Source organism: Actinomyces sp. 565, from assembly GCF_010365615.1.
Classification (GTDB): domain Bacteria; phylum Actinomycetota; class Actinomycetes; order Actinomycetales; family Actinomycetaceae; genus Actinomyces.
In genome coordinates this window covers 13,258-34,045 of record NZ_PIZD01000059.1, presented here as the reverse complement: position 1 = coordinate 34,045, position 20,788 = coordinate 13,258, and the positions used below count along the sequence as shown (strand labels likewise).

15 protein-coding genes and 3 tRNA genes are annotated in these 20,788 nt (G+C 69.2%); 15 read left to right on the top strand and 3 right to left on the bottom strand.

Annotated features, from left to right (window positions below; translation table 11 throughout):
• The first annotated feature begins 123 nt into the window (after positions 1–123).
• From GZ997_RS09655 to GZ997_RS09595, 13 genes are all read left to right on the top strand, one after another.
• Positions 124–630, top strand: a complete 507-nt coding sequence (locus GZ997_RS09655; RefSeq protein ID WP_162679735.1) for a hypothetical protein — start codon at positions 124–126, stop codon at positions 628–630.
• Positions 631–787: 157 nt separating this feature from the next.
• Entirely contained in the window at positions 788–1,417 is a 630-nt protein-coding gene (locus GZ997_RS09650; RefSeq protein ID WP_162679734.1) for a hypothetical protein, read from the top strand.
• 160 nt (positions 1,418–1,577) lie between these two features.
• On the top strand, positions 1,578–2,153 hold the full coding sequence (locus GZ997_RS09645; protein ID WP_162679733.1) for a hypothetical protein: 576 nt from the start codon (positions 1,578–1,580) through the stop codon (positions 2,151–2,153).
• A 234-nt stretch (positions 2,154–2,387) separates the two neighbouring features.
• A complete protein-coding gene (locus tag GZ997_RS09640) occupies positions 2,388–3,002 on the top strand; it encodes a hypothetical protein (RefSeq protein WP_162679732.1) in 615 nt (204 codons plus the stop codon).
• A gap of 35 nt (positions 3,003–3,037) precedes the next feature.
• Positions 3,038–3,193, top strand: a complete 156-nt coding sequence (locus GZ997_RS09635) for a hypothetical protein (RefSeq protein WP_162679731.1) — start codon at positions 3,038–3,040, stop codon at positions 3,191–3,193.
• A gap of 115 nt (positions 3,194–3,308) precedes the next feature.
• The gene (locus GZ997_RS09630) at positions 3,309–3,911 is read left to right on the top strand and encodes a malonic semialdehyde reductase (RefSeq protein WP_162679730.1); all 603 of its coding nucleotides are present in this window, start codon (positions 3,309–3,311) and stop codon (positions 3,909–3,911) included.
• A gap of 95 nt (positions 3,912–4,006) precedes the next feature.
• A complete protein-coding gene (locus GZ997_RS09625; RefSeq protein ID WP_162679729.1) occupies positions 4,007–5,365 on the top strand; it encodes an AGE family epimerase/isomerase in 1,359 nt (452 codons plus the stop codon).
• A gap of 128 nt (positions 5,366–5,493) precedes the next feature.
• A tRNA-Ser gene (locus GZ997_RS09620) sits at positions 5,494–5,579 on the top strand.
• 108 nt (positions 5,580–5,687) lie between these two features.
• A tRNA-Ser gene (locus tag GZ997_RS09615) sits at positions 5,688–5,777 on the top strand.
• 232 nt (positions 5,778–6,009) lie between these two features.
• Entirely contained in the window at positions 6,010–9,618 is a 3,609-nt protein-coding gene (locus tag GZ997_RS09610; protein ID WP_343212317.1) for a S8 family serine peptidase, read from the top strand.
• Between the two features lie 217 nt (positions 9,619–9,835).
• Positions 9,836–9,908: transfer RNA gene (locus tag GZ997_RS09605), tRNA-Arg, on the top strand.
• A gap of 198 nt (positions 9,909–10,106) precedes the next feature.
• Positions 10,107–10,838, top strand: a complete 732-nt coding sequence (gene aqpZ / locus GZ997_RS09600; RefSeq protein WP_161923349.1) for an aquaporin Z — start codon at positions 10,107–10,109, stop codon at positions 10,836–10,838.
• Between the two features lie 155 nt (positions 10,839–10,993).
• Positions 10,994–12,439 (top strand): GuaB1 family IMP dehydrogenase-related protein, encoded by a 1,446-nt coding sequence (locus GZ997_RS09595; protein ID WP_162679728.1) that lies wholly within the window; start codon positions 10,994–10,996, stop codon positions 12,437–12,439.
• A gap of 148 nt (positions 12,440–12,587) precedes the next feature.
• Here GZ997_RS09595 and GZ997_RS09590 read toward each other — a convergent pair whose 3' ends face one another.
• The 3 genes from GZ997_RS09590 to GZ997_RS09580 form a co-directional block, all read right to left on the bottom strand.
• A complete protein-coding gene (locus tag GZ997_RS09590) occupies positions 12,588–13,814 on the bottom strand; it encodes a PLP-dependent transferase (protein WP_162679727.1) in 1,227 nt (408 codons plus the stop codon).
• Positions 13,815–13,917: 103 nt separating this feature from the next.
• The gene (locus GZ997_RS09585) at positions 13,918–15,294 is read right to left on the bottom strand and encodes a MalY/PatB family protein (protein WP_162679726.1); all 1,377 of its coding nucleotides are present in this window, start codon (positions 15,292–15,294) and stop codon (positions 13,918–13,920) included.
• A 538-nt stretch (positions 15,295–15,832) separates the two neighbouring features.
• Entirely contained in the window at positions 15,833–16,639 is an 807-nt protein-coding gene (locus GZ997_RS09580) for a TetR/AcrR family transcriptional regulator (protein WP_162679725.1), read from the bottom strand.
• Positions 16,640–16,854: 215 nt separating this feature from the next.
• On the opposite strand from GZ997_RS09580, the gene GZ997_RS09575 reads away from it, so the two are divergent.
• Positions 16,855–19,764: a YhgE/Pip domain-containing protein gene (locus GZ997_RS09575; protein ID WP_162679724.1), complete on the top strand. Its 2,910-nt coding sequence runs from the start codon at positions 16,855–16,857 to the stop codon at positions 19,762–19,764.
• A 208-nt stretch (positions 19,765–19,972) separates the two neighbouring features.
• The coding region (locus GZ997_RS09570) for an ABC transporter ATP-binding protein (protein ID WP_162679723.1) at positions 19,973–20,788 on the top strand (816 nt) is incomplete at its 3' end.

Genomic DNA, 20,788 nt, shown 5'->3' with positions numbered 1-20,788 from the left:
GCCCTGGTGGTGGGGTGGTGTCGTGGTCGCAGTCGGTGACCGCGAGCGTGCATCCGGTGTGCTGGTATGAGCGCAGTGGTACCGGGGCGGAGCGGGTGGAGTGGATCGAGTCGGGGAAGGCCGTTGAGTTACCTGCGCTTCATCCATGGCGGCTCCTTGGACGAGTACAAGACTCACTTCCCCGACTACGAGTCCTATGCGGACGATACCGAGGGCCATTGGTATGTCCCGACCTGCTTGGAGCAGTACATGGCTGAGGACGATGACCGCGACTTTGAGGAGGTTCAGGTGTCGGCTACGGCGGGGTCGACTACGGCTACGATCACTGCGACGGCTTCGATGCTGACTTTGCAGTCCAAGGACGGCACCGCCACCTGTACCGGGTTCGGGATCCCGTGGAGCCAGGACAACGACGCCAGGGGCACGGACTGCAAGATCATCTTCAACCGCTCCAGCGCCCACTTCAAGGACAGCACCACCCCCGTGGATGTCAAAGTGTCCTATGCGATCAGCTATACCGCCAGCGACGGGGCCACCGGAACCATGGACACCCACATCACCTCCACAACCACCACCATCCCGGTAGCGGAGATCCAGGCCATCAACACCAGACCAAGCGCGGAGCCGTAGGGGTGACGTGTGGAGGCTGGTGCCGATGGCGGGTGGTCCTAGTCTGTGGCGGAGAAGGGAGGCACGAATGGTGAGGTCGCGATCAAGAAGGACTAGGCAGCTGGGTCAGGCCGTCTGGAGCTGCGCCCGGTGGTGGGGCGGTCTGGCCGTTGTGGCCTTGTGTCTGGTTACGTCCCTGGTGGCGTGTGGTCTTATTGATGGTTCGGATGATCCGACTCGTGCACCGAGCACTCCGCTGGCGGATGAGACGATCTGTGGTGTCTTCCCCAACCAGGACCTCCAGAACACTCTCGGCTTCGACACCTACTGGTACCAGTACAGCACTGGCCCCATAACGAATGTGAAGACCGGCCAGTCCGGCGACCGCTACGAGTGCTATATGCGATCTAACAGTGCCCCCTTCGGGATTCTTGACGTCGGCTACTATATCGGCAGTCAAGTGCTGCCCAGTGCGCAGCCTGCGGTGGAGTTTGACGATATTCCTGTCGAGTACCCCGACACCGCCCGGAGGACCAGTTTCGAGGGTGTGGAGGGTGAGGGCTGGGTGTGGACCTTTGATGTCAGTATTTATGTGGCCTGGCGGTACGACGACACCCAGGTGCTGCTGGCTCGCCTGACTTATTGGGGTCCGGATGAGGACCTGGATGAGCAGGTGGACAGGCTCCATGCCGTCCTCGAGCCTGCCCTGGCCCAGATTCCCGAGTTGGCCTCTGCAACCCCCACCCGCGTCACTGTTCCTTCCCCTACGCCTGAGGCCGAGGATGCGGCCACCAGCACCGACGACTGATTCCTGTCACTGCGCCGAACCATAAGGAGAACCATTCAGCATGCAACCTTCAACCCGTGTATCGCGTCCCGGTCGGCATCGCCCGGCGGCTGTCCTGCTGGCACTGTTGCTGGCCTGTGCGCCTCTGGTGGCGTGCTCGTCTGATTCCGATGACAATCCCTTGAGTATCCCTACCTATGATCCGGGGGCTGCGGCGTCTGCGGAGGCGTCGGAGTCCGCGGCCGCCGCGTCGGCGTCGGCGTCGGCTGCTGCTTCTGCTGAGGCGGCTGGAGTGGTGACCGCGGAGTCACTGTCCACAGAGCGGCATGTGATCACATCAATCCCGGAGGACCTGGACGAGCAGCAGACCGAGGTCCTCAAGGCCTTCGTCCACTACGACGAGGTCACCTGGAACATCTGGTTCACCCGCACCGGCATCGAGAACGCACAACCACTCATGACCGCAGAGTCTTATCAGGTCCTGAAGGAGAGCTACGACTCGCTTGGCGATGGTCGGACAGAGGGGACCGTGCGGATTTCTGTCATGGAGGTGTTCGCCATGAGTCCTACACAGGCCCAGGTGCTTACGTGCTCGGATCAGTCAGATCTCGTAGCTTATGATGCCGACGGGAAAGATGTCAGCAATCCCAAAACCCTACAGGGCCGTTACGAGATTTTGGTTACCATGGATTATGAGGGCGGAGTATGGAAGGACTCAGATGAGTCCACATTATCTGAAGGCGAGTGCGCAGTTTGAATTATGAATACGTGTAAGCAAATGGTTGTTGTCCTTGTTGTGGCCACGCTTTCTGTAGTCGTATCTCTCATCGGTTCGCCTACCGCTCTGGCATTTAGAGAGTCGGATACCCAAGCCGGTCCGCACTCAGGCTCTGTGTCGTCTGGTGGGGATGGTTCGGTGACGATTAGTGTCATGGCGACCTCCACGTCGGCTGCGGCGGACGGGTCGGCTGGTTCTGGTAGTGGTGGCGCGATGGTGTCTTCGCAGTCGGTGACTACTGCGGTGCATCCGGTGTGCTGGTACGTGCGGCTGCGCTCGGGTGCGGATACGGCTGCGATGATCGAGGGTGGTGGGCCGGAGATGGCCGAGGCGGTCGGGGGGATGTTCGTGGGCTATGAGCAGTACGCCGACGACACTGGCGGGCACTGGTACCGTGCCACGTGCGACTACAGGTACTTCCTGGGTGATGATCCCAGGGATTACAACGACTTCGCCCGGGCGTGGCTGGAGGGCAGGACTCCGGTCTACCTGCCTGACGGCCAGGCGCCCCCGGAGTCGGTGATCGACGGGGCGACTCTGGCGCGGGCGGCGTGGGATGCGGTGACGATCCCTACGGCGACGATCTCGTATAACCCGATGGTTGGGGATGTGGGGGCCACGATTGTGGGCTGGGATACCTGGGTGTGGGCCACCGGCGACACCCCCAGGGAGGTGCAGGTGTCGGCTACGGCGGGGTCGACTACGGCTACGATCACTGCGACGGCTTCGATGCTGACTTTGCAGCCCAAGGACGGCACTGCCAAGTGCACGGGTTCGGGGTCCCGTGGAGCCAGGACAACGACTCCAGGGGTACGGACTGCAAGATAATCTTCAACCGCTCCAGTGCCCACTTCAAGGACTCTGTGACGCCGGTGGACGTGAAGGTGTCCTACGCGATCAGCTACACCGCCAGCGACGGGGCCACCGGAACCATGGACACCCACACCACCTCCACAACCACCAGCATCCCGGTGGCGGAGATCCAGGCCATCAACACCAGACCAACCACCGAGCCATGAGTGGCCCTCGCTGCCGCCGGCGCCCTGAGCTGGCAGGCGTCGTCGGGGTGCTTAGGTGGTTGCCCGTGAGTAGGGGACTCGGAATAATCGCCGTGACGGCTCAGTTACCGCAGGTATGAGCAGTCATGACGCCGCTGTATCTGACGAAGCCCTCCTCGCAGCGCTCTTCACCGATGCCCACACGGCCCGCTCCTTCCGCGACGAGCCGGCGCCGATAGAGCAGGTGCGGCGCGCCTATGACAACGCGCGCTGGGCCCCCACGGCCCTGAACTCCCAGCCCATGCGTCTAGACCTGCTCGCCTCGCCCGAGGCACGCCAGCGCCTCGCTCCGCTGATGGCCGGAATGAACCAGGAACCGGTGCTCAGCGCGCCGCTGGCCCTGATCGTCTCGGCCGACCTTGCCCTGGACAAGTCCATGCGCGAGCTCGGTACCTCCGAGCAGATGCTCGCGCGCCTGGCCGGCTCCCTGGAGATGCGTAAGAGCCTGGCTCGCGACTCCGCACTGATCCAGCTCGGCTACCTGGTTCTCGCCCTGCGTGCCGAGGGCCTCGACGTCGGCGTCATGACCGGCGCGGACCTGGCCGGCGTAGACGCCGAGTTCCACGCCGACCGCCCCTGGCAGGCCATCGCCGTCGTCTGCGTCGGGCACGGCGACGCCGACGCCTTCCACCCCCGCGCCGGCCGCCACGAGTTCGACGCCGTCTCCCAGGTGCTCTGAGGCCAGCGGACCGCCTACAGGCCGCCACCCTGCTAACGTTCAGGGTGGCCCGGGACCAGCAGGCCCGCGCCACGACAACGGGTCGAGGAGGACTCATGGGACTGGGATGGTTCGGCGCCCCCGAGCACAACCGCTGGCTCGCCGAGGAGACGCACGCGTTACTGCGTTACGCGCGGGCGGCCAAGGTGCCCGCCGGCTTCGGCTGGATCGGGGACGACGGCGCAGTCGACACCAGCCACCCAGTCGAGCTGTGGATCACCGGCCGCATGACCTTCGCCTTCTCCCTGGGCGCCCTGCTGGGTATCCCCGGCTGCCGCCGCTATGCCGACCACGGTGTGCGCACCCTCAGCAAGGTGATGCGGGACCATGAGCACGGCGGCTGGTACTCCGCGGTCCGCCACGATCTCGACGCCGACGGCCACGGCGTCCCGGTAGACGCGGATGCCCGCAAGGAGTGCTACCAGCACGCCTTTGTACTGCTGGCCGCCGCGGCTGCGACGGCCGCAAACCGGCCTGGCGCGCACGAACTGCTGCGCGACGCCATGGAGGTACAGAACCGCTACTGGTGGGATGACAGCTACGGGATGCCCACCGAGTCCTACGCCGCCGACTTCACCGCTCCCGAGGACTACCGCGGCATCAATGCCGCCATGCACACCGCGGAGGCATACCTGGCTACCGCTGACGTCACCGGAGACATCACCTGGCTGACCCGTGCCGTCCAGATCATCGACTACGCCGTCAACGTCCAGGCCCGCTCCCACGACTGGCGCATACCCGAGCACTACGACACCAGGTGGAAGCCCCGCCTGGATTACAACCGCGATGCGCCGGCCCACCCGTTCCGGCCCTACGGGGTCACCCCCGGCCACGGGCTGGAGTGGTCGCGCCTGACCGTGCAGGCTCGCGCTGCCCTGGTGGCCCGGTCCCTGCCCACGCCAGACTGGATGCTGGATGCGGCCGAGCAGCTCTTCGATCAGGCCCGCACCGACGGCTGGCGGGTGGACGGAGGCCCCGGCTTCGTCTACACCACCGACTACGACGGGCGCCCGATTGTGCACGAGCGCATGCACTGGGTGATCTGTGAGGGCGTGTCCGCTGCCGCCGCCATCCGCCAGGCCCTGCTCGACGACGGCCGCGGCGAGATCGACGTCGAGCACTACGAGCACTGCTACCGCTCCTGGATCGACTACGCCGAGGAATACCTAATCAGGGCGCCCGGCGTGTGGACCCACGAGCTGAATCAGGCCAACGAGCCGTCCACCCGCACGTGGGATGGGCACCCGGACATCTACCACGCCCTCCAAATGACACTGGCCGCCCGCGTGCCCGTGTGGCCCACCGTGGGGCAGGCGCTGAGCGAAGGGCGCCTGGACCAGCCCTCCCGTCCCGCGCGTGCGGTTGAGTCGGCGCGAGGCCAGTCGCGGCGGCGGGGCCTGTTCGGTAGAGGATGATCGACGCCGTGAGAGGAGGCACTCGCCCGCCGAGTGTCATCCTCCTGCGCTCCTGGTGCTAACATGCAACCTGTCCGCGGGCGCGTGTGCCTAGGTGCATGTGCTTAGGTGCGTGTGATTCGCGGGCTGGAGAGGTGACAGAGCGGCCGAATGTGGCGGTCTTGAAAACCGCTGTGCGCCTAGCGCACCGGGGGTTCGAATCCCTCCCTCTCCGCTACGGGCGGTGACGAGCCGTCGTCGGCGATGCCTCGCAGGGCAATCGCGGCCGGTCGTTGCCTCACCCCGTGCGCTGGGGTAGGCTCATCGGGCCGATCCGGCAACTGGAGATGTCGCATAGTGGCCTAGTGCGCCTTCCTGCTAAGAAGGTTGGGGATAAAACCCCTCGGGAGTTCGAATCTCCCCATCTCCGCCACACGTTGGAATCCCAACGAAAAGTCCCTGGATTCCGGCAATTCGCGGGAGTGCGCCAGGCAGTATGCGCCGCCTGCGACCACTGGGCGCCGACGGCAAGGTGACATGATCCACACGCCGCTTCCCCGCCAAGCTCTTCACCCACAGGGTCTCGGCTGGATAACGTGGGATACGGAGCTTGCTGCTCTGGTTCCGAAAACGCGTTTGCGCTCCCTACCTCAGGAAGAAGAACAGTGCGCCACCGCCCGCGATCCAAACACCCTGAACACCGCACCCGCCGCCCGCTGACTGTGGCGGCTGCCGCCCTGGCGGCAGTGGCCCTACTCGCCCCGGCAGCAGCCGCACCCACCGCGGACGGCTCCCTTGCCGCCAGCCCCGCAGTCCCCACGATTCCCGACCCGGGCTCCGCCGGCACCAGGATCACTCGTGACATCACCCTGCCGGACGGGACCGATGCCGAAGCCATCGAGAACCGCTGGTTCGTCGAGCTGGCCTCGCCGGCCGTCGCCGCCGGGGGAGACGCAGCGGCCGTAGCCGCCGAGCAGGACCAGCTGGCCGCGGCCATCCGCGACGCGGGTATTGATGCCGCAGTCACCACCGCATACGGAGAACTGTGGAACGGAGTCGCCCTCACCATTGACGACGCCGACATCGACTCCCTGGCCCAGCTGGACGAGGTGGTCTCTATTCAGCCCGTGGTCCGCATCCCGGAGCCAGCTGAGCAGTACACCGCCGACTCCCGCAGCCAGGCCGAGCAGGCTGAGGGGATGCTAACCCCCCAGATGACAACAGCCCTGGACCTGACCGGCGCCGACCTCACCCACACTGAGCTCGGCTACACCGGCGCGGGCGTCAAGATCGGCATCATCGACTCCGGCGTGGACTACGACCACACCGAGTTCGGTGGCACCGGCGCTCCCGGCGCCGAGGCCGCTGAGGGGGACGGCTCCACCAGCTTCCCCAACGCCAAGGTCACCGTCGGCTACGACTTCGTCGGTGACGCCTACGGCGACCCGACCACCGCGGCCAAGGACATGCAGGCCGCCTACAAGCCCGTACCGGACGCCTACCCCGACGACTGCTCCGGCCACGGCACCCACGTAGCGGGAATCGCCGCCGCCCGGGGGACGGCCGGCACCGCAGAGGTCACCGGCGTCGCCCCCGACGCGCAGATCGGCGCCTACCGGGTCTTCGGCTGCCAGGGCAGCTCCGACGCCGAGGTCATGGCTGCCGCGATGCAGCAGGCCGCAGCCGACGGCATGGACGTCATCAACCTGTCCGTCAGCGCCGACTACATGGTCGTCACCGACTACCCCATCACCGCCTCCGCGGAGGCGCTTGCCGCCCAGGGCGTCATCATCACCGCATCCCAGGGCAACGCCGGCGAGGCAGGCGTGTGGAGCCTGAGCGCCCCCGCCGCTGCCCCCCATGTGCTGGCCGCCGGCAGCGTAGACAACACCATCGCGCTCAGCCACTACCTGACCGCCTCCTCCGACTCCGCCGGCACCAGCCGGCAGTTCCTCTACGCAGTCGCCGAGGGCACATCCGCATCCCCCCAGCGCGACGATGACGTCCACTACCCGCTCGTCGCCTCCGGGGACCTGGCGGCAGACGGCGGTGACGAGGCCACCGACCCCTCCCTGCTGTGCCAAGCCGCAGAGGCTGAGGCCTTCGCCGGGAAGATCGTGCTGGTGCGCCGCGGCGGCTGTGACTTCTACACCAAGGCCGCCAACGCGCAGGCCGCCGGCGCCGTCGGCGTAGTGTTCGACAACTCCGCGCCCGGTCAGCTCGGCGTCAGCCTGACCAGCAGCGACGGCAGTGCCATCTCCATTCCCGCCGTCGCCATTGACCAGGCATCCGGGGACGCACTGCGCGCCGAGCTGCGTGACGACTCACAGCTCACCTTCGCCGAGGAGCCTGCGGAATTCAACATCTCCACCGGTGGCAAGGTGTCCGCCTTCTCCTCCTGGGGGCTGAACACCGACCTCGGCCTGAAGCCTGACGTCGTCACCCCAGGCGGCTACATCTGGTCCACCTGGCCGCTGGAGGACGGCGGCTACCGCTCCTCATCCGGCACCTCGATGGCCTCCCCCTACCTGGCCGGCGCGGTGGCCCTCATCCTGCAGGCGCACCCCGAGACCCGCCAGGCCTCCGGTACCGGACCCGTGGACGAGGTCGCCTGGCGGCTGCGCTCCACCGCCACCCCACTGGCCTGGTCTGGGGCCGACGACGCCGCCACGCTAGAGCCCGTCGCGCACCAGGGCGCCGGGCTGATCGACGTCGACGCCGCCATCCGGGCCACCACCGCCGTCAGCGCCTCCGTCCTCAATCTCGGTGAGTCCGAGCACTACCCCGACGGCAACACCCAGGAGGTCACCCTGACCAACCAGGCGGACACAGCCGTCACCTACGCCCTGTCGCACACCGACGCCGTCACGGTCACCGGGCCCGCCTCCGCGCCTGAGCGCGGAACCAGTAGCCCGGCGACCGTCTCCACCGACGGCTCCACGATCACGGTGCCGGCCGCAGGCACGGCCACCGTGGCCGTCACGATCACCGCCCCCGCGGACGCCGCCGACGGCGACCTGTACGGTGGCTGGCTTGAGCTCACGCCCGAGGACGGCGCCCAGGGACAAGCCATCCGCATCCCCTACTCCGGGGTGGCCGGCAACCTCGCCGCCGCACAGGTCTTCGGTGACGCCACCGCGATCGTTGACCTGGACGGCAACGCGGTGAACACCGGCCGCTACGTGTTCGGCGACTCCACCCGTACCGCCGAGGGCGCGTACGAGGACCTCCCAGCCGTGCTTGTTGAGCCGCTGATCCCCTTCCGGGGCGCCGTTATGGAGGTCTCCCGGGTATACAACGACGGCACGGTCTCCTTCCTCGGCCCGGCCGACTACGACACCAGCTGGCGCGTGCGCGGGCGCAACATCGCCTTCGTCTGGTCCGGCGGCTACTACGACGCCGACGGCAGCTACCAGCAGGCCCCCACCGGCGACTACCAGCTGACCATCCGCGTGTGCCCGATCGGCGGAGACGGCACACAGGCCTCCGACTGGGCGGCCTGGACCTCCCCGGAGATCTCCATCGACTGGAAGACCGCCGACTACCTGCCCCAGTCCTCCCTGGCGGTAACCGCGCCCGATACGGCCGATTCCGCCGTGGATGACAACATCTTCACCACCGCCACCGCCCAGGCCGCAGAATCCGGCTATGTGATCGACCTGGGCGATACCTACGACGTGACCATGGTTCACTACACCCCCGACCAGGAGACAAGCGCCACCCACGCCACGAGCCTGGACGCGCAGGTGTCCCAGGACGGTGAGAACTGGGAACCGGTCGGCATGGTTGAGATCGACCCCACCCGCTGGGCCCCCGCGGTCCTGGAGCTCGACCAGGCGGTACGCGCGCGCTATGTGCGTGTGGACGTGGCCAACACCCGGTCGGGGGAGGAGAACGGCGTTAGTGTCGCCGAGCTGCGCGTCGCCGGCAACAAGTCCCCGGCGGCGCCGGGCGCCGCTTCCAGCACAGGCCCCGGTGCCGGCACGGGGGCGGATCCGAGTGGAACCCACTCCGGGGCGGTCGCCCCGACGGGTGGGGCCGCTGCGCCGTCGTCATCGGGGGCGGGAGCACAACCGTCGGCGAGCGCGCCGAGCAGTCCCGCTGAAACGCAGGCAGCTCACCAGGGGAGTGGCGCGGGGCAGGCAGCGGCGGCAGGGATCGGTAGCCAGTCGCTGGCCCGTACGGGCGCGTATACCGCCTTCGGCCTGGTGGCCCTGGCCCTGGTGCTGGTCGGCTCCGCCATGCTGTGGCTGCGCCGTCACTACCGGCTCTGAAATTCCCGTGAGGTGACCGGTTGATCCGCGCCCGCCTTGGCCGGGGAGGTACCACCCTCCCCGGCCAAGGCGACGGAAGCAGTGCGGTCCCGCTCCCGCCGGAGGCGCGTCCCGGACGTGAACCGGGCGCGGATCACAGCTGTGCCAAGACTCACGGCCCGTCGATTTGTGAGGCGCCGGTTCGCCGGGTAATGTTCCGGACTGTCCGAACCGGATTGCGCCAGTAGCTCAATGGATAGAGCATCTGACTACGGATCAGAAGGTTGGGGGTTCGAGTCCCTTCTGGCGCACTGACGCCCCGTCATCGGCTGAATAGTCGGTGTTGCGGGGCGTTTTCCATGCCCCCAACGGGCATGAGGCGCCGCCCCGGCGGGCTGCCAGGCAGCACACCGCGAGCGGGAGCGCCGTCGGGAAGCCGCCCTAGCAAGGCTCACGCCCGGCTCCCGACCCAGTTACCTGATTCACTTTCACAACTACGAAAGGCCCTCATGGCACCCCTGTCCAAGCGCCTCGGCGCCGAGTTCATCGGCACCTTCTGGCTCGTCTTCGCAGGCTGCGGTTCCGCAGTACTCGCCGCCACCGCCATCACTGACAGCAACTTCCCCGTAGGCATCGGCTACCTCGGCGTGGCCCTGGCCTTCGGCCTGGCCGTGACCACCATGGCCTACGCCGTCGGCGCCATCTCCGGCGGCCACTTCAACCCCGCCGTCACCCTCGGCCTGGCCGTCGCCGGCCGCTTCGCCTGGAAGGACCTGCTGCCCTACTGGTGCATCCAGGTGGTGGGCGGCCTGGTGGGCGGCGGCGTCCTGTACGCCATCGCCTCCGGCTCCAGCAGCTTCGACGTGGCCGCCAACGGCTTCGCGGCCAACGGCTACGGCGACCACTCCCCGCACGGCTACGGCCTGGCCGCCGGCTTCATCTGCGAGCTGGTCATGACCGCGATCTTCCTGATCGTCATCCTCGGCTCCACCGACTCCCGCGCCCCCAAGGGCTTCGCCCCGCTGGCCATCGGCGCCACCCTGACCCTCATCCTGCTGGTCTCCATCCCGGTCACCAACGCCTCCGTCAACCCGGCCCGCTCCATCGCCGTCGCCTTCGAGGCCGGCAACGGCGCCCCCGGGCAGCTGTGGCTGTTCATCGTCGCCCCGCTCCTGGGCGCAGCCATCGCCGGCTTCTGCTACGCCTTCCTGGTAGGTAAGGACCCCGAGCAGGACGCCTGACCGTACCCGCGAGCCGGCCACCCCGGCCCGCGCGCAACGGCCCCTCATCCCCGGCTACTCGTAGCGAGACGGGCATGAGGGGCCGTTCGCTCCCCCCGGGCCTGCCGCAGAAATCCCGGGACCGCCGACGGTCCGGGCCGCCTTAGAATCCTTCAGTGAAGTTCCTCAACGGCATGCAGCCCACCTTCGACCTGACGTACGACGACGTATTCATGGTCCCCTCCCGCTCCGCCGTGGGATCACGCACGGGCGTGGACCTGACCACCGACGACGCCACCGGCACCACCATCCCGCTGGTGGTATCCAACATGACCGCCGTCGCCGGCAAGCGCATGGCGGAGACCGTCGCCCGCCGCGGCGGCATCGCCATCATCCCCCAGGACATCCCGCTCGACGTCGTCACCGACACCGTCGCCCAGGTAAAGGCCTCCCACCTCGTCTACGACACCCCGGTGACGGTCAAGCCACACCACACCTGCGGCTACGCCCTGGGCCTGATCCCCAAGCGCGCCCACGGGGCCGCCGTCGTCGTCGACCCGGGTACCAGCGCCCCCATCGGCATGGTGGACATGCGCGACGTGAGCGGCGTGGACCGCTTCACCCAGGTGCGGCGGGTGATGAGCACCGAGCTCGTGACCCTGCCGGAGGGGATCGACCCGCGCGAGGCCTTTGACCGGCTCAAGGCTGCCCGCCGCGCCCTGGCGCCGGTGGTAGGGGCCGACGGTGGCCTAGTGGGCCTGCTCACCCGCTCCGGGGCCGTGCGCTCCACCATCTACCGGCCCGCCGTCGATGCCGCCGGCCGCCTGCGCGTGGGTGCCGCCATCGGCATGAACGGGGACCCCTCCCGCCGCGCGGCCGAACTCGTGGCGGCCGGGGTGGACGTGATCGTCGTCGACACCGCCCACGGCCACCAGGACCGCATGGTGGAGGTGGTGCGGGCCGTGCGCGCCGCTCTGCCCGACGGCTTCCCGATCGTTGCCGGCAACGTGGTTACCGCCGCCGGGGTGCGCGACCTGGTCGACGCCGGCGCCTCCATCGTCAAGGTGGGGGTGGGACCGGGCGCCATGTGCACCACCCGCATGCAGACCGGCGTGGGCCGCCCCCAGTTCTCCGCCGTCCTGGAGTGCAGCCGGGAGGCGGCGCGGCTGGGCGCGCACGTGTGGGCCGACGGTGGGGTGCGTCACCCGCGCGACGTCGCGCTGGCGCTCGCGGCCGGCGCCTCCAACGTGATGATCGGCTCCTGGTTCGCCGGGACCCATGAGTCCCCGGGCGACCTGCAGTACGACGCCGACGGCCGCGCCTACAAGGAGAGCTTCGGCATGGCCTCGGCACGGGCGGTGGCGGACCGCACCGAGGGGGAAGACGCCTTCGACCGCGCCCGCAAGGGCTTGTTCGAGGAGGGCATCAGCGCCGGCCGCATGTACCTGGACCCCGAGCGCCCCGGCGTGGAGGACCTGATCGACTCGATCGTGGCGGGCGTGCGCAGCGCCTTCACCTACGCCGGCGCCGCCTCCATTCCGGAGTTCCGCGAGCGGGCGATCGTCGGCATCCAGTCCGCATCCGGTTACCGCGAGGGCGCCCCGGTGCCGGTCAGCTGGTAGCCCTCCCGACCAACTCTCCCCGCCCCTCCCCGCCGAGACCGGCACTTGTAACGTGCCGAGACCGGCACTTGTAACGTGCCGAGACCGGCACTTGTAACGTGCCGAGACCGGTAGATATGGCGGCGCACGGTTTGGTCCGCAACGCCGATCACGCCGCCTGTTTGCTCGCCCGGTCCAGCGCCTGCCGCAGGTCGGCGGTCAGATCAGCGGCGTCCTCAATGCCGACGCTCAGCCGCAGCAGCTGCTCCGTCAGCCCGTAGGCGGCGCGCGTGGCCGGGGGCACGTCCGCATGCGTCTGCACGCTCGGGCACGTCACCAGCGACTCCACCCCGCCGAGCGACTCGGCGAAGGTGAACACCCGCACCCCCTCCAGGAACGCGGCCACGTCGACGCCGTCGGCCAGCTCGAAGGAAACCATGCCGGACCGTCCTGGATACAGCACCCGCGTCACCCGGGCGTCGGCGCGCAGGAAGTCGGCCACCTTCCGGGCGTTGGTCTCATGCCGCTCCATGCGCAGCGACAGCGTCTTCAGCCCCCGCAGCAGCAAGAACGCGTCAAATGGACCCAGCGTTGCCCCGGTCGTGTTCAACTGATACTGGAGTCGCTCACCCAGCGCCGAGTCATTTACGACGACGGCGCCCGCCATGACGTCGTTGTGCCCGGCCAGGTACTTGGTGGCCGAGTACACGGCCACGTCCGCCCCCAGCTCCAGCGGCTGGCAGATCACCGGCGTGTAGAAGGTGTTGTCCACCGCCAGCAGGGCGCCGACCGCGTGCGCCCAGCCGGCCACCCGCGCAATGTCCAGCTCGGTCATCATCGGGTTGGTGGGGGTCTCGATCAACACCAACGCAGCCGGCCGTTGCAGCGCCTCCCGCAGCCCCTCCTCGCCGACCACGAAGTCCACCTCGTAGGCGCCGTCGTCGGCCAGGCAGCTCAAGTACCTGTAGGTGCCGCCGTACAGGTCCTCCAGGGCAATGATCCGCGACCCGTACGGTGCCAGCGCGGTGACCGTCAGCTGCACCGCCGCCATGCCGGAGGCCAGGGCGAAGGCGGCTGCACCGCCGTCGAGCCGGGCCAGCGCGTCCTGCAGGACGTCGCGGGTGGGGGAAGCGGTGCGCGTGTAGTCGTAGCCGGTGGATGCACCCAGGCCCGGGTGCCCGAAGGCAGTCGACAGGTGGATCGGCGTCGTGATGGCGCCGGTGGCCGGGTCGGTGCCGGTGCCCACGTGCGCCAGAACGGTGTCGAGCCGCCAGGGGGCGGGGGATGCGGTCCAGGAGTGATGGTGCTGGATCGGGGCGGTGCGACACTCGGAATAGTCGACGGCGGGCCCGGGGACGGCTGCGGGGGACTGCGTGGGGCTGGAATCGATGGACATAAGAGCTTTCTGGCTGAGTGGGAGGGTTGGGCGCACTGTGCGCGTTACTTGTGCCGGTCTCGGCATGTCATTGGTGCCGGTCTCGGTGAGATGGGGCGGTGGGTCAGGCGGCGGCGCTGGCGAGCAGGCCGTGCACGGCGATCTCCAGACGGTCCAGCGCCTCATCCAGGGTGGCCCTGGGGCAGGCGATATTCAGCCTGGTGAAGCCGGCGCCGCCCGCGCCGAACAGGGCGCCGTCGTCGAGCCACAGGCCGACCTCGCGCGTGATGAAGCCGTCCAGCTCATCCGCCGCCAGGCCCGCGGCCTCCAGTAGCCCGGTGCAGTCCAGCCACAGCAGGTAGGTGCCCTCGCAGGGGGAGACCTCGATGCCGGGCACCCGCTCGAGGCGGCGGATGACGTGGCGGCGTGCATACTCGACATGCCGACGCAGGGCGTCGAGCCAGGCGTCGCCGGACTTGTAGGCCGCCTGGCAGGCGGTCAGCCCCAGCGTGTTCGGCTGGGAGTAGCCGACGGCGCCGAGTGCTGTGCGGAAGCGGTCGCGCAGCTCGGGATCGGCGATGAGGATATTGGCCACCTGCAGCCCGGCCAGGTTGAAGGACTTCGACGGCGAGGTGCAGGTCACGGTGCGGGCGGCGGCGTCGGCGGACAGGGAGGCGAAGGGCGTGGTGCGGTACCCAGGCAGGGCGAGATCGGCGTGCACCTCGTCAGAGACCACGAGTACGTCGTGGCGCTCGGCCACCTCGGCCAGGGCCGCCAGCTCGGCGCGGGACCAGACCCGGCCCACCGGGTTGTGCGGGTTGCACAGGAGCAGCAGGCGGGCGCCGGTGCTCGTGAGCACGGCCTCCAGCGCGTCCAGGTCGCGCCGGTAGACGCCGTCGGCGCCGCGCACCAGCGGTGCTGGGGCCACCACGCGCCCCTGCTGCTCGACGACTTCCCGGAACGGGTAGTAGACGGGCTCCTCAATGACGACGGCGTCGCCGGGCTCGGTGAAGGCCCGCACCGCCGTCGCCAGCGCGGGAACGACACCCGGGGTGACGACGTTCCAGGCCGGGTCGATGCGCCAGTCGTTGCGGCGGGCGAACCAGGCGGTCAGGGTGGCGCCATAGGCGGCGTCGGGCTCGGTGTAACCGAAGATGCCGTGCCGCACCCGCCACAGCAGGGCGTTGACGATGCAGGGGGCGGTGGGGTGGTCCATGTCGGCTACCCATAGTGGCAGGGCGGTTTCGGGGCGGCCGCGGTCGGCGGCGAAGTCCCACTTGAGGCTGGCGGTTCCGGTGCGGTCGTGGATGACGTCGAAGGGCGAGGCGGAGGCGTGCGGGGCGAGGTCGGAGGCATCGGGGGCGACGGCGGAAGTCGCGGCGTCGGCCGGCGATGAGGCCACGGCTGTGGGCGAGTTGGCGTGCCGGGATTGGTTCGCTGTTGCGGTTGAGACGGACCCGGCGTCGGTGTCCGTGACGACGGTGGGGGCGAAGATGGTCATGGTGCTTCCTGTAAGGCTTGGGGCCGCCATATCGACCGACCTTGGCACGTCATTAGTGCCGGTTTCGATGCGTTACTTGTGCCGGTCTCGGTGGGTTGGGGTGGTGGGTTGGGGTGGGCGCGGTGCGCGCGGGCGCATGGCGGCGACGAACGGAGGATTGACGGGGCTTGAACGCGGGCCGGACGGATCAGACGACCGCGGAGTACGACGAGCGCCCGCAGGCGGCTCGGACTCTGACCGTTACTCGTGTAAACAGCGACGGCTGGCGCTGTCAGCGCATCTGCATTCGACGCATGCTCTCGGCGCGCACCATCAGGGTACGGGTCGTTGGCGTCGAAGCGATCATGGGGTGAGGGTAGCGGAGCCGACGCTGTGCATGTCAAGGGCGGTCGGGATACGATTTCCCGTCCGGCGCGGGCCGCGTGATGTGCCGGTGGCCGGCAGGCGGGGCCTTGGGGCAGTCAAGCAATGGCGGCTCGTAGGGGCGAATACATGCCGGAGCGCGGGAGCTCCCTCAGCTCCCTTCCTGGCGGCGGGCCTAGGAGGCGCTGGCGCGGGTAACCGGCGTTGACAGGCGGGCCAGCAGCGTTGGCAGAGTCCGTGCTAGGAAGGCAGTCAGGTCCGGTACTTCAGGACGTGCGCCGGCCGCAGCAGCCGCTCCCGCTGAGGCGTCATCGAGCCCGTCTGACAGCCCCATACGCATTGACCGCACGGCGGTGGCGAGGATGAGCTCGGTGGTGTCCGCAGGGCTGAGCAGGCACTCGCGGCCGATCGAGGCCAGCCCATCGACTAGCACTCCGACCAGGTGCTGCCGGAAGGCGGCGTAGCCCTCGCGCAGGGGGGAGGCCCCAGGCGCGTCCTCGGTGCGCGCGATGTAGGCGGCAAACTCATGCTGCAGCAGGAAGACCTCCCGCGAGATCGGCATCGCCCCAAGCAGCCGAGAGGCGAGCTCCGCCAGCCCGGAGGCGAGCTCGGCGTCACTCTCCGGGGCGGAGGAGTCCAGGTCTACCGGCATTGCCCCGGCCACGGAATCGTCGACGAAGTTGACGATGGCCTCCCACTGCTCCTCGGCCAGGCGCTGCACGAAGTGGTCCATGTCGGTGAAGTTGGAGTAGAAGGCCCCGCGGGTGAATCCGGCTCGGGAGCAGATGTCGCCCACCGAGGTGCCGCCGATGCCCTTGTTGGCAATGAGCTCGCGGCCGGCGTCCAGCAGTAGCGCCTGCGTCTGCGCGCGCCGCTCGGACGGGGTGACGCCGATGAGCCGACGCACCGCGGCCCGGCGGGCAGACAAACGCGCGCCCGCCGCCTCGATCAGCTCCTCGGCCTGCTCCCTGCTCTTGCTCATGTCCGGCTCATCATGTCATTTCGGGCCGCTCTGTGTCATTCGCGACATTCGTCGCGGCGGTGTGGAGAGCGTCGTGGGGGACTCGTTGGGCGTCTCCCCGGGTTTGTCCTCCCGGCATCCGGGGTGTTGTCAGGCCCGCCTGATACAGGTCTGTATTGAAGCTATCGATACAGATGTGTATCGTCAGTGTCCGTGACTCGGGGAGGCGGCTCAAGATGAAGAAACTCAGTGGCTCTCGTATCGCAAACCTGGTAGTGGTGGTGGCGGTGTCCATCGTCCCGCTGCTCTACGCCGGTCTGCTGACGCTCGCCTACCAGAACCCCACCAACCGGCTGGAAGACATCAAGGCCGCCGTCGTCAATGAGGACAGCGCCTATACGGCCACCCTCGCCAGTGGGCAGACCGAGACCCTCAACCTCGGCGCCGACCTCACCGAGGCCCTGACCCACCCCGACGGCGATGAGAACGTCGGCTTCACCTGGGAGCAGATGGACGCCGCCACCGCACAGGCGGACATGAACACGCAGAAGGTCCGCGCCATCCTCTACATTCCGGCCGACTTCTCCCAGGTCGCCTCCCGCGTCGGCTCCGACGACCCCTCCGACGCCGTCACCCAGGAGCTCAGGCTCGTCACCGACGACGGCATCAACTACCTGGCGGGCACCATGGCCGCCACCGTCGCCTCCGAACTGTCCAACCGCCTGGAGCAGCAGGGGGCCGAACGCGTACTGTCCACCCTGCTGCTGAGCGTGTCCACCATCCGCGAGGGGCTCGTGGAGGCCTCCGACGGCGCCACCGCCCTGGCCTCGGGCGCCGCCACCCTGGAGTCGGGCACCACCGACGCCGCCGACGGCGCGGCGCAACTGGCCGACGGCGCCACCACCCTTACGGTCGCCATAAGCGAATTGGCCTCCGGCGCCGTCACTCTTTCCGACGGCTTGACCGTGCTGGCGACCTCCACCTCCGCCGCCGCCGCCGGCTCCCAGCAACTGGCCGACGGCGTGGCGCAGCTATCGGCGGGAGCCTCCTCGGCCGCCTCCGGCGCGAGCACTTTGGCCGATGGCGCGGGCACCCTGGCCGACGGCACCTCCACCCTGGCCTCGGGCGCGGCCACGGTCGACTCCGGCGCCCAGCAGGTATCCACCGGCGCCACCTCGGCGGCTTCCGGGGCCGCCGAGCTGTCCACAGGGGCATCCACACTCTCCACCGGCGCCTCCACCCTGTCCGCCGGCGTGACCGACTACGTCGACGGCGTCGAGCAGGCATACGTGACCCTCAAGGACCGTATCGACCCCGGCGCCGAGCAGGTATCGGCGGGTGCGGACCAGCTGTCGACCAGCGTCGGCTCGGAGACCGACTCCTACAGCGGCGGGCAGGAGACGCTGTACGGCGCGGCCAATGACCTAGCAGCAGGGGCGCAGACCGCGGTCAGCGGGATCGGAGCGTCTACCGACTCGGCGGCCGCCGGCCAGCAGACCCTGTACGGCGCGGTCAACGACTACACCGGCGGGGTCGCCACCGCGCAGGCGGGGGCCGGGAAAGTCGCCGCCGCACTGGCCGGCGCCTATCAGCAGTGCGTGGCCGACCACGGCGAGACCGACACGACCTGCCAGGCGATCACCCAGGCCGCCGGCGGCCTGGGCACCACCGAGGACACGGCCCAGTCCGGCACCGTACTCGGAGGCCTGAACACCCTGACCGCCTCCAGCACCAGCGTGACCGGCGCCGTCGGCCAGGTCGCCTCCGGCGCGGAGCAGCTGTCCAGTGGCGCTACCAGCCTGCGCAGCTCCGTGGGGCACGTCGCGACCGGGGCGGAGCAACTGTCCTCCGGCGCCGCCGCGCTGGCCGGGGGGCTGGGGTCCGGCAACGATGTCTACAACGCCTCCACCGGCGCCGGCGCCACCCTGACCGGGGTGCTGGCGACCCTCTCGGCCCAGGGCACGACCCTGACCGCCGGCGCCAATACCCTCAGCAGTGGCGCCTCCCAGGTCGCTGCCGGCTCCAGCGACCTCTCCGCCGGGCTGAATACCCTGTCCAGCGGAGCGTCCACGCTCTCCACGGGTACGTCGCAACTGGCCACGGGCGCCGACTCCGTCAACACCGGCGCGCAGAGCCTGCGCACCGGAGCCGGGACGCTGTACAGCGGCCTGGAAACGCTCTCCTCCGGCGCCTCCACCGCGGCCACCTCCTCCCAGACCCTGGCCGACGGCGTAGGCCGCCTGTCCAGTGGCGCCTCCGCCGCCTCCTCCGGTGCGGGCACTCTTTCCGGTGGCCTGGACACCGCCCGCGCCGGGTCCTCCGCGCTGGCCACCGGAGCCGACACCCTGAGCGACGGCATGGGCCGGCTCCAGGACGGGTCCTCCGCGCTGGCCACCGGAGCGGATACCCTCAGCGAGGGCCTGTCGGACGGCGTCGACCAGATCCCCGACTACACCGCCTCGCAGCGGCGCACCATGGCCGATGTGGCTGCGGATGCCGCCAACGTCGACGCCGTCCGTGAGAACGCCGTAGCCAATAACGGCGCCGGCTTCACCCCGATGTTCATGAGCCTGTCCCTCTGGGTCGGCGCCATCGCCCTGTTCCTGGTGCTGCCCGCCCTGGACAAGCGCGACCACGGTGAGCGCTGGTACGCCTCGGCCGTCCGGCCCGCCACCACGGCCGCCCTGCTCGCCGTCGCCCAGGCCGTGGTCATGATGGTTGCGGTCAACGCCGCCGGTGAGATTCACGCCGCCAACCTGGTGGGCCTGTGCGCCATGGCGATCGCTGCGTCGCTGACCTTCGTCGCCGTCAACCAGGCCTGCGTGGCCACGCTCGCCTTCCGCGGCCGCTTCGTGTCCATCATCCTGCTCAGCCTGCAGATCACCTCCATGGGCGCGACCTTCCCGATCGAGACCACGCCGCGCTTCTTCCAGTGGATCCACCCCTACCTGCCGATGAGCTACACCCAGCTGGCCTTCCGCCGCCTGATCGCCGGCGGCGGCGTGGACGGGATCTACTTGAAGACGCTGGCGGTCCTGGCCGTCTGGGCGCTAATCGCGTGGGCGTTCATCCTGCTGGGCGCCCGCCTGCGCCGCGGCCCCAAGCCACTGCCAGCCGACAACGCCCTGGCGCCCACGGCGGCGTAAGCGGCGCTCCGGCCGGGTTAGCAGCCCCGGCGCGTGCGCCCGGGTTCCGAGGCCCCCGTTCGCTCTGATGCGAGCTTTTGCACCCTGGTGTATGGCAAATTGCCGCACACCAGGGTGCAAAAGCTCGCAGTAGGAGGCAAGTGTTCGTGGCCGTGGCGAGGGTGGGTGAGGGTGTCGGCCGCAGCCGGGCCACCTAGGCTAGGAGACCGTGTCGATCCCCGTTGCCCGCGCCCCGCGGCGGTGGCCCGCTTTCCTCTCAGTACAAGCGACCCCGCCGCCCGATCTGCCCACCACCCCGGGTGGTCTGCTGCGCGTGGTCACCCGCATGAGCGGGTCCGCCGTCGGCTGTGGCGTGTTGGTGGCCGCCGCCTCCTACCTGGCGCAGGCGCTCATCCCACTGGCCCTCGGAGACCTGCTCGACGCCGGTCTGGAAGCGGGCCTGACCACGCGGTTGCTGCCCGGGCTGGCCGCGCTGCTAGGCCTGGTGCTGCTCGGCTCACTCACCGCCGGCCTGGAGGACGCCGCCGGATTCGCCGCCTGGGCCGGCGCCTGGAAACCCACCATGCGCGGCCCCGCCCACCGCCTGGGCCTGCGTTCGCGCGCCGTCACCCGCCGGATCGCCAGCGGCGACGTGATCGCCACCATCACTGCCGACTCCGACAATATCGGCGAGCTGATGTACTTCGGCGTCAATGTCATCGGAGCGCTGGTAAGCGTCGTGGCCGTCGGCGTGCTCATGCTGCGCACCTCCGTGGCCCTGGGACTGCTGGTGCTGATCGGGCTGCCACTCGTGCTGGCGCTGGTGGCAGCCTTCGTCCGCCCCCTGAACCGGCGCCTGTCCCGGCAACGTGAGGAGCAGGGTCGCCTGTCCACCATCACCACTGACGCCGTGGCCGGGCTGCGCGTCCTGCGCGGCATCGGCGGTGAGGACGTCTACACCGCCCGCTACGCCGAGGCCTCCCGCCGGGTGCGCGACGCGGGCATTCGCGTCGCCTCCACCCAGGCGCTCCTGGCCACCGTCAAG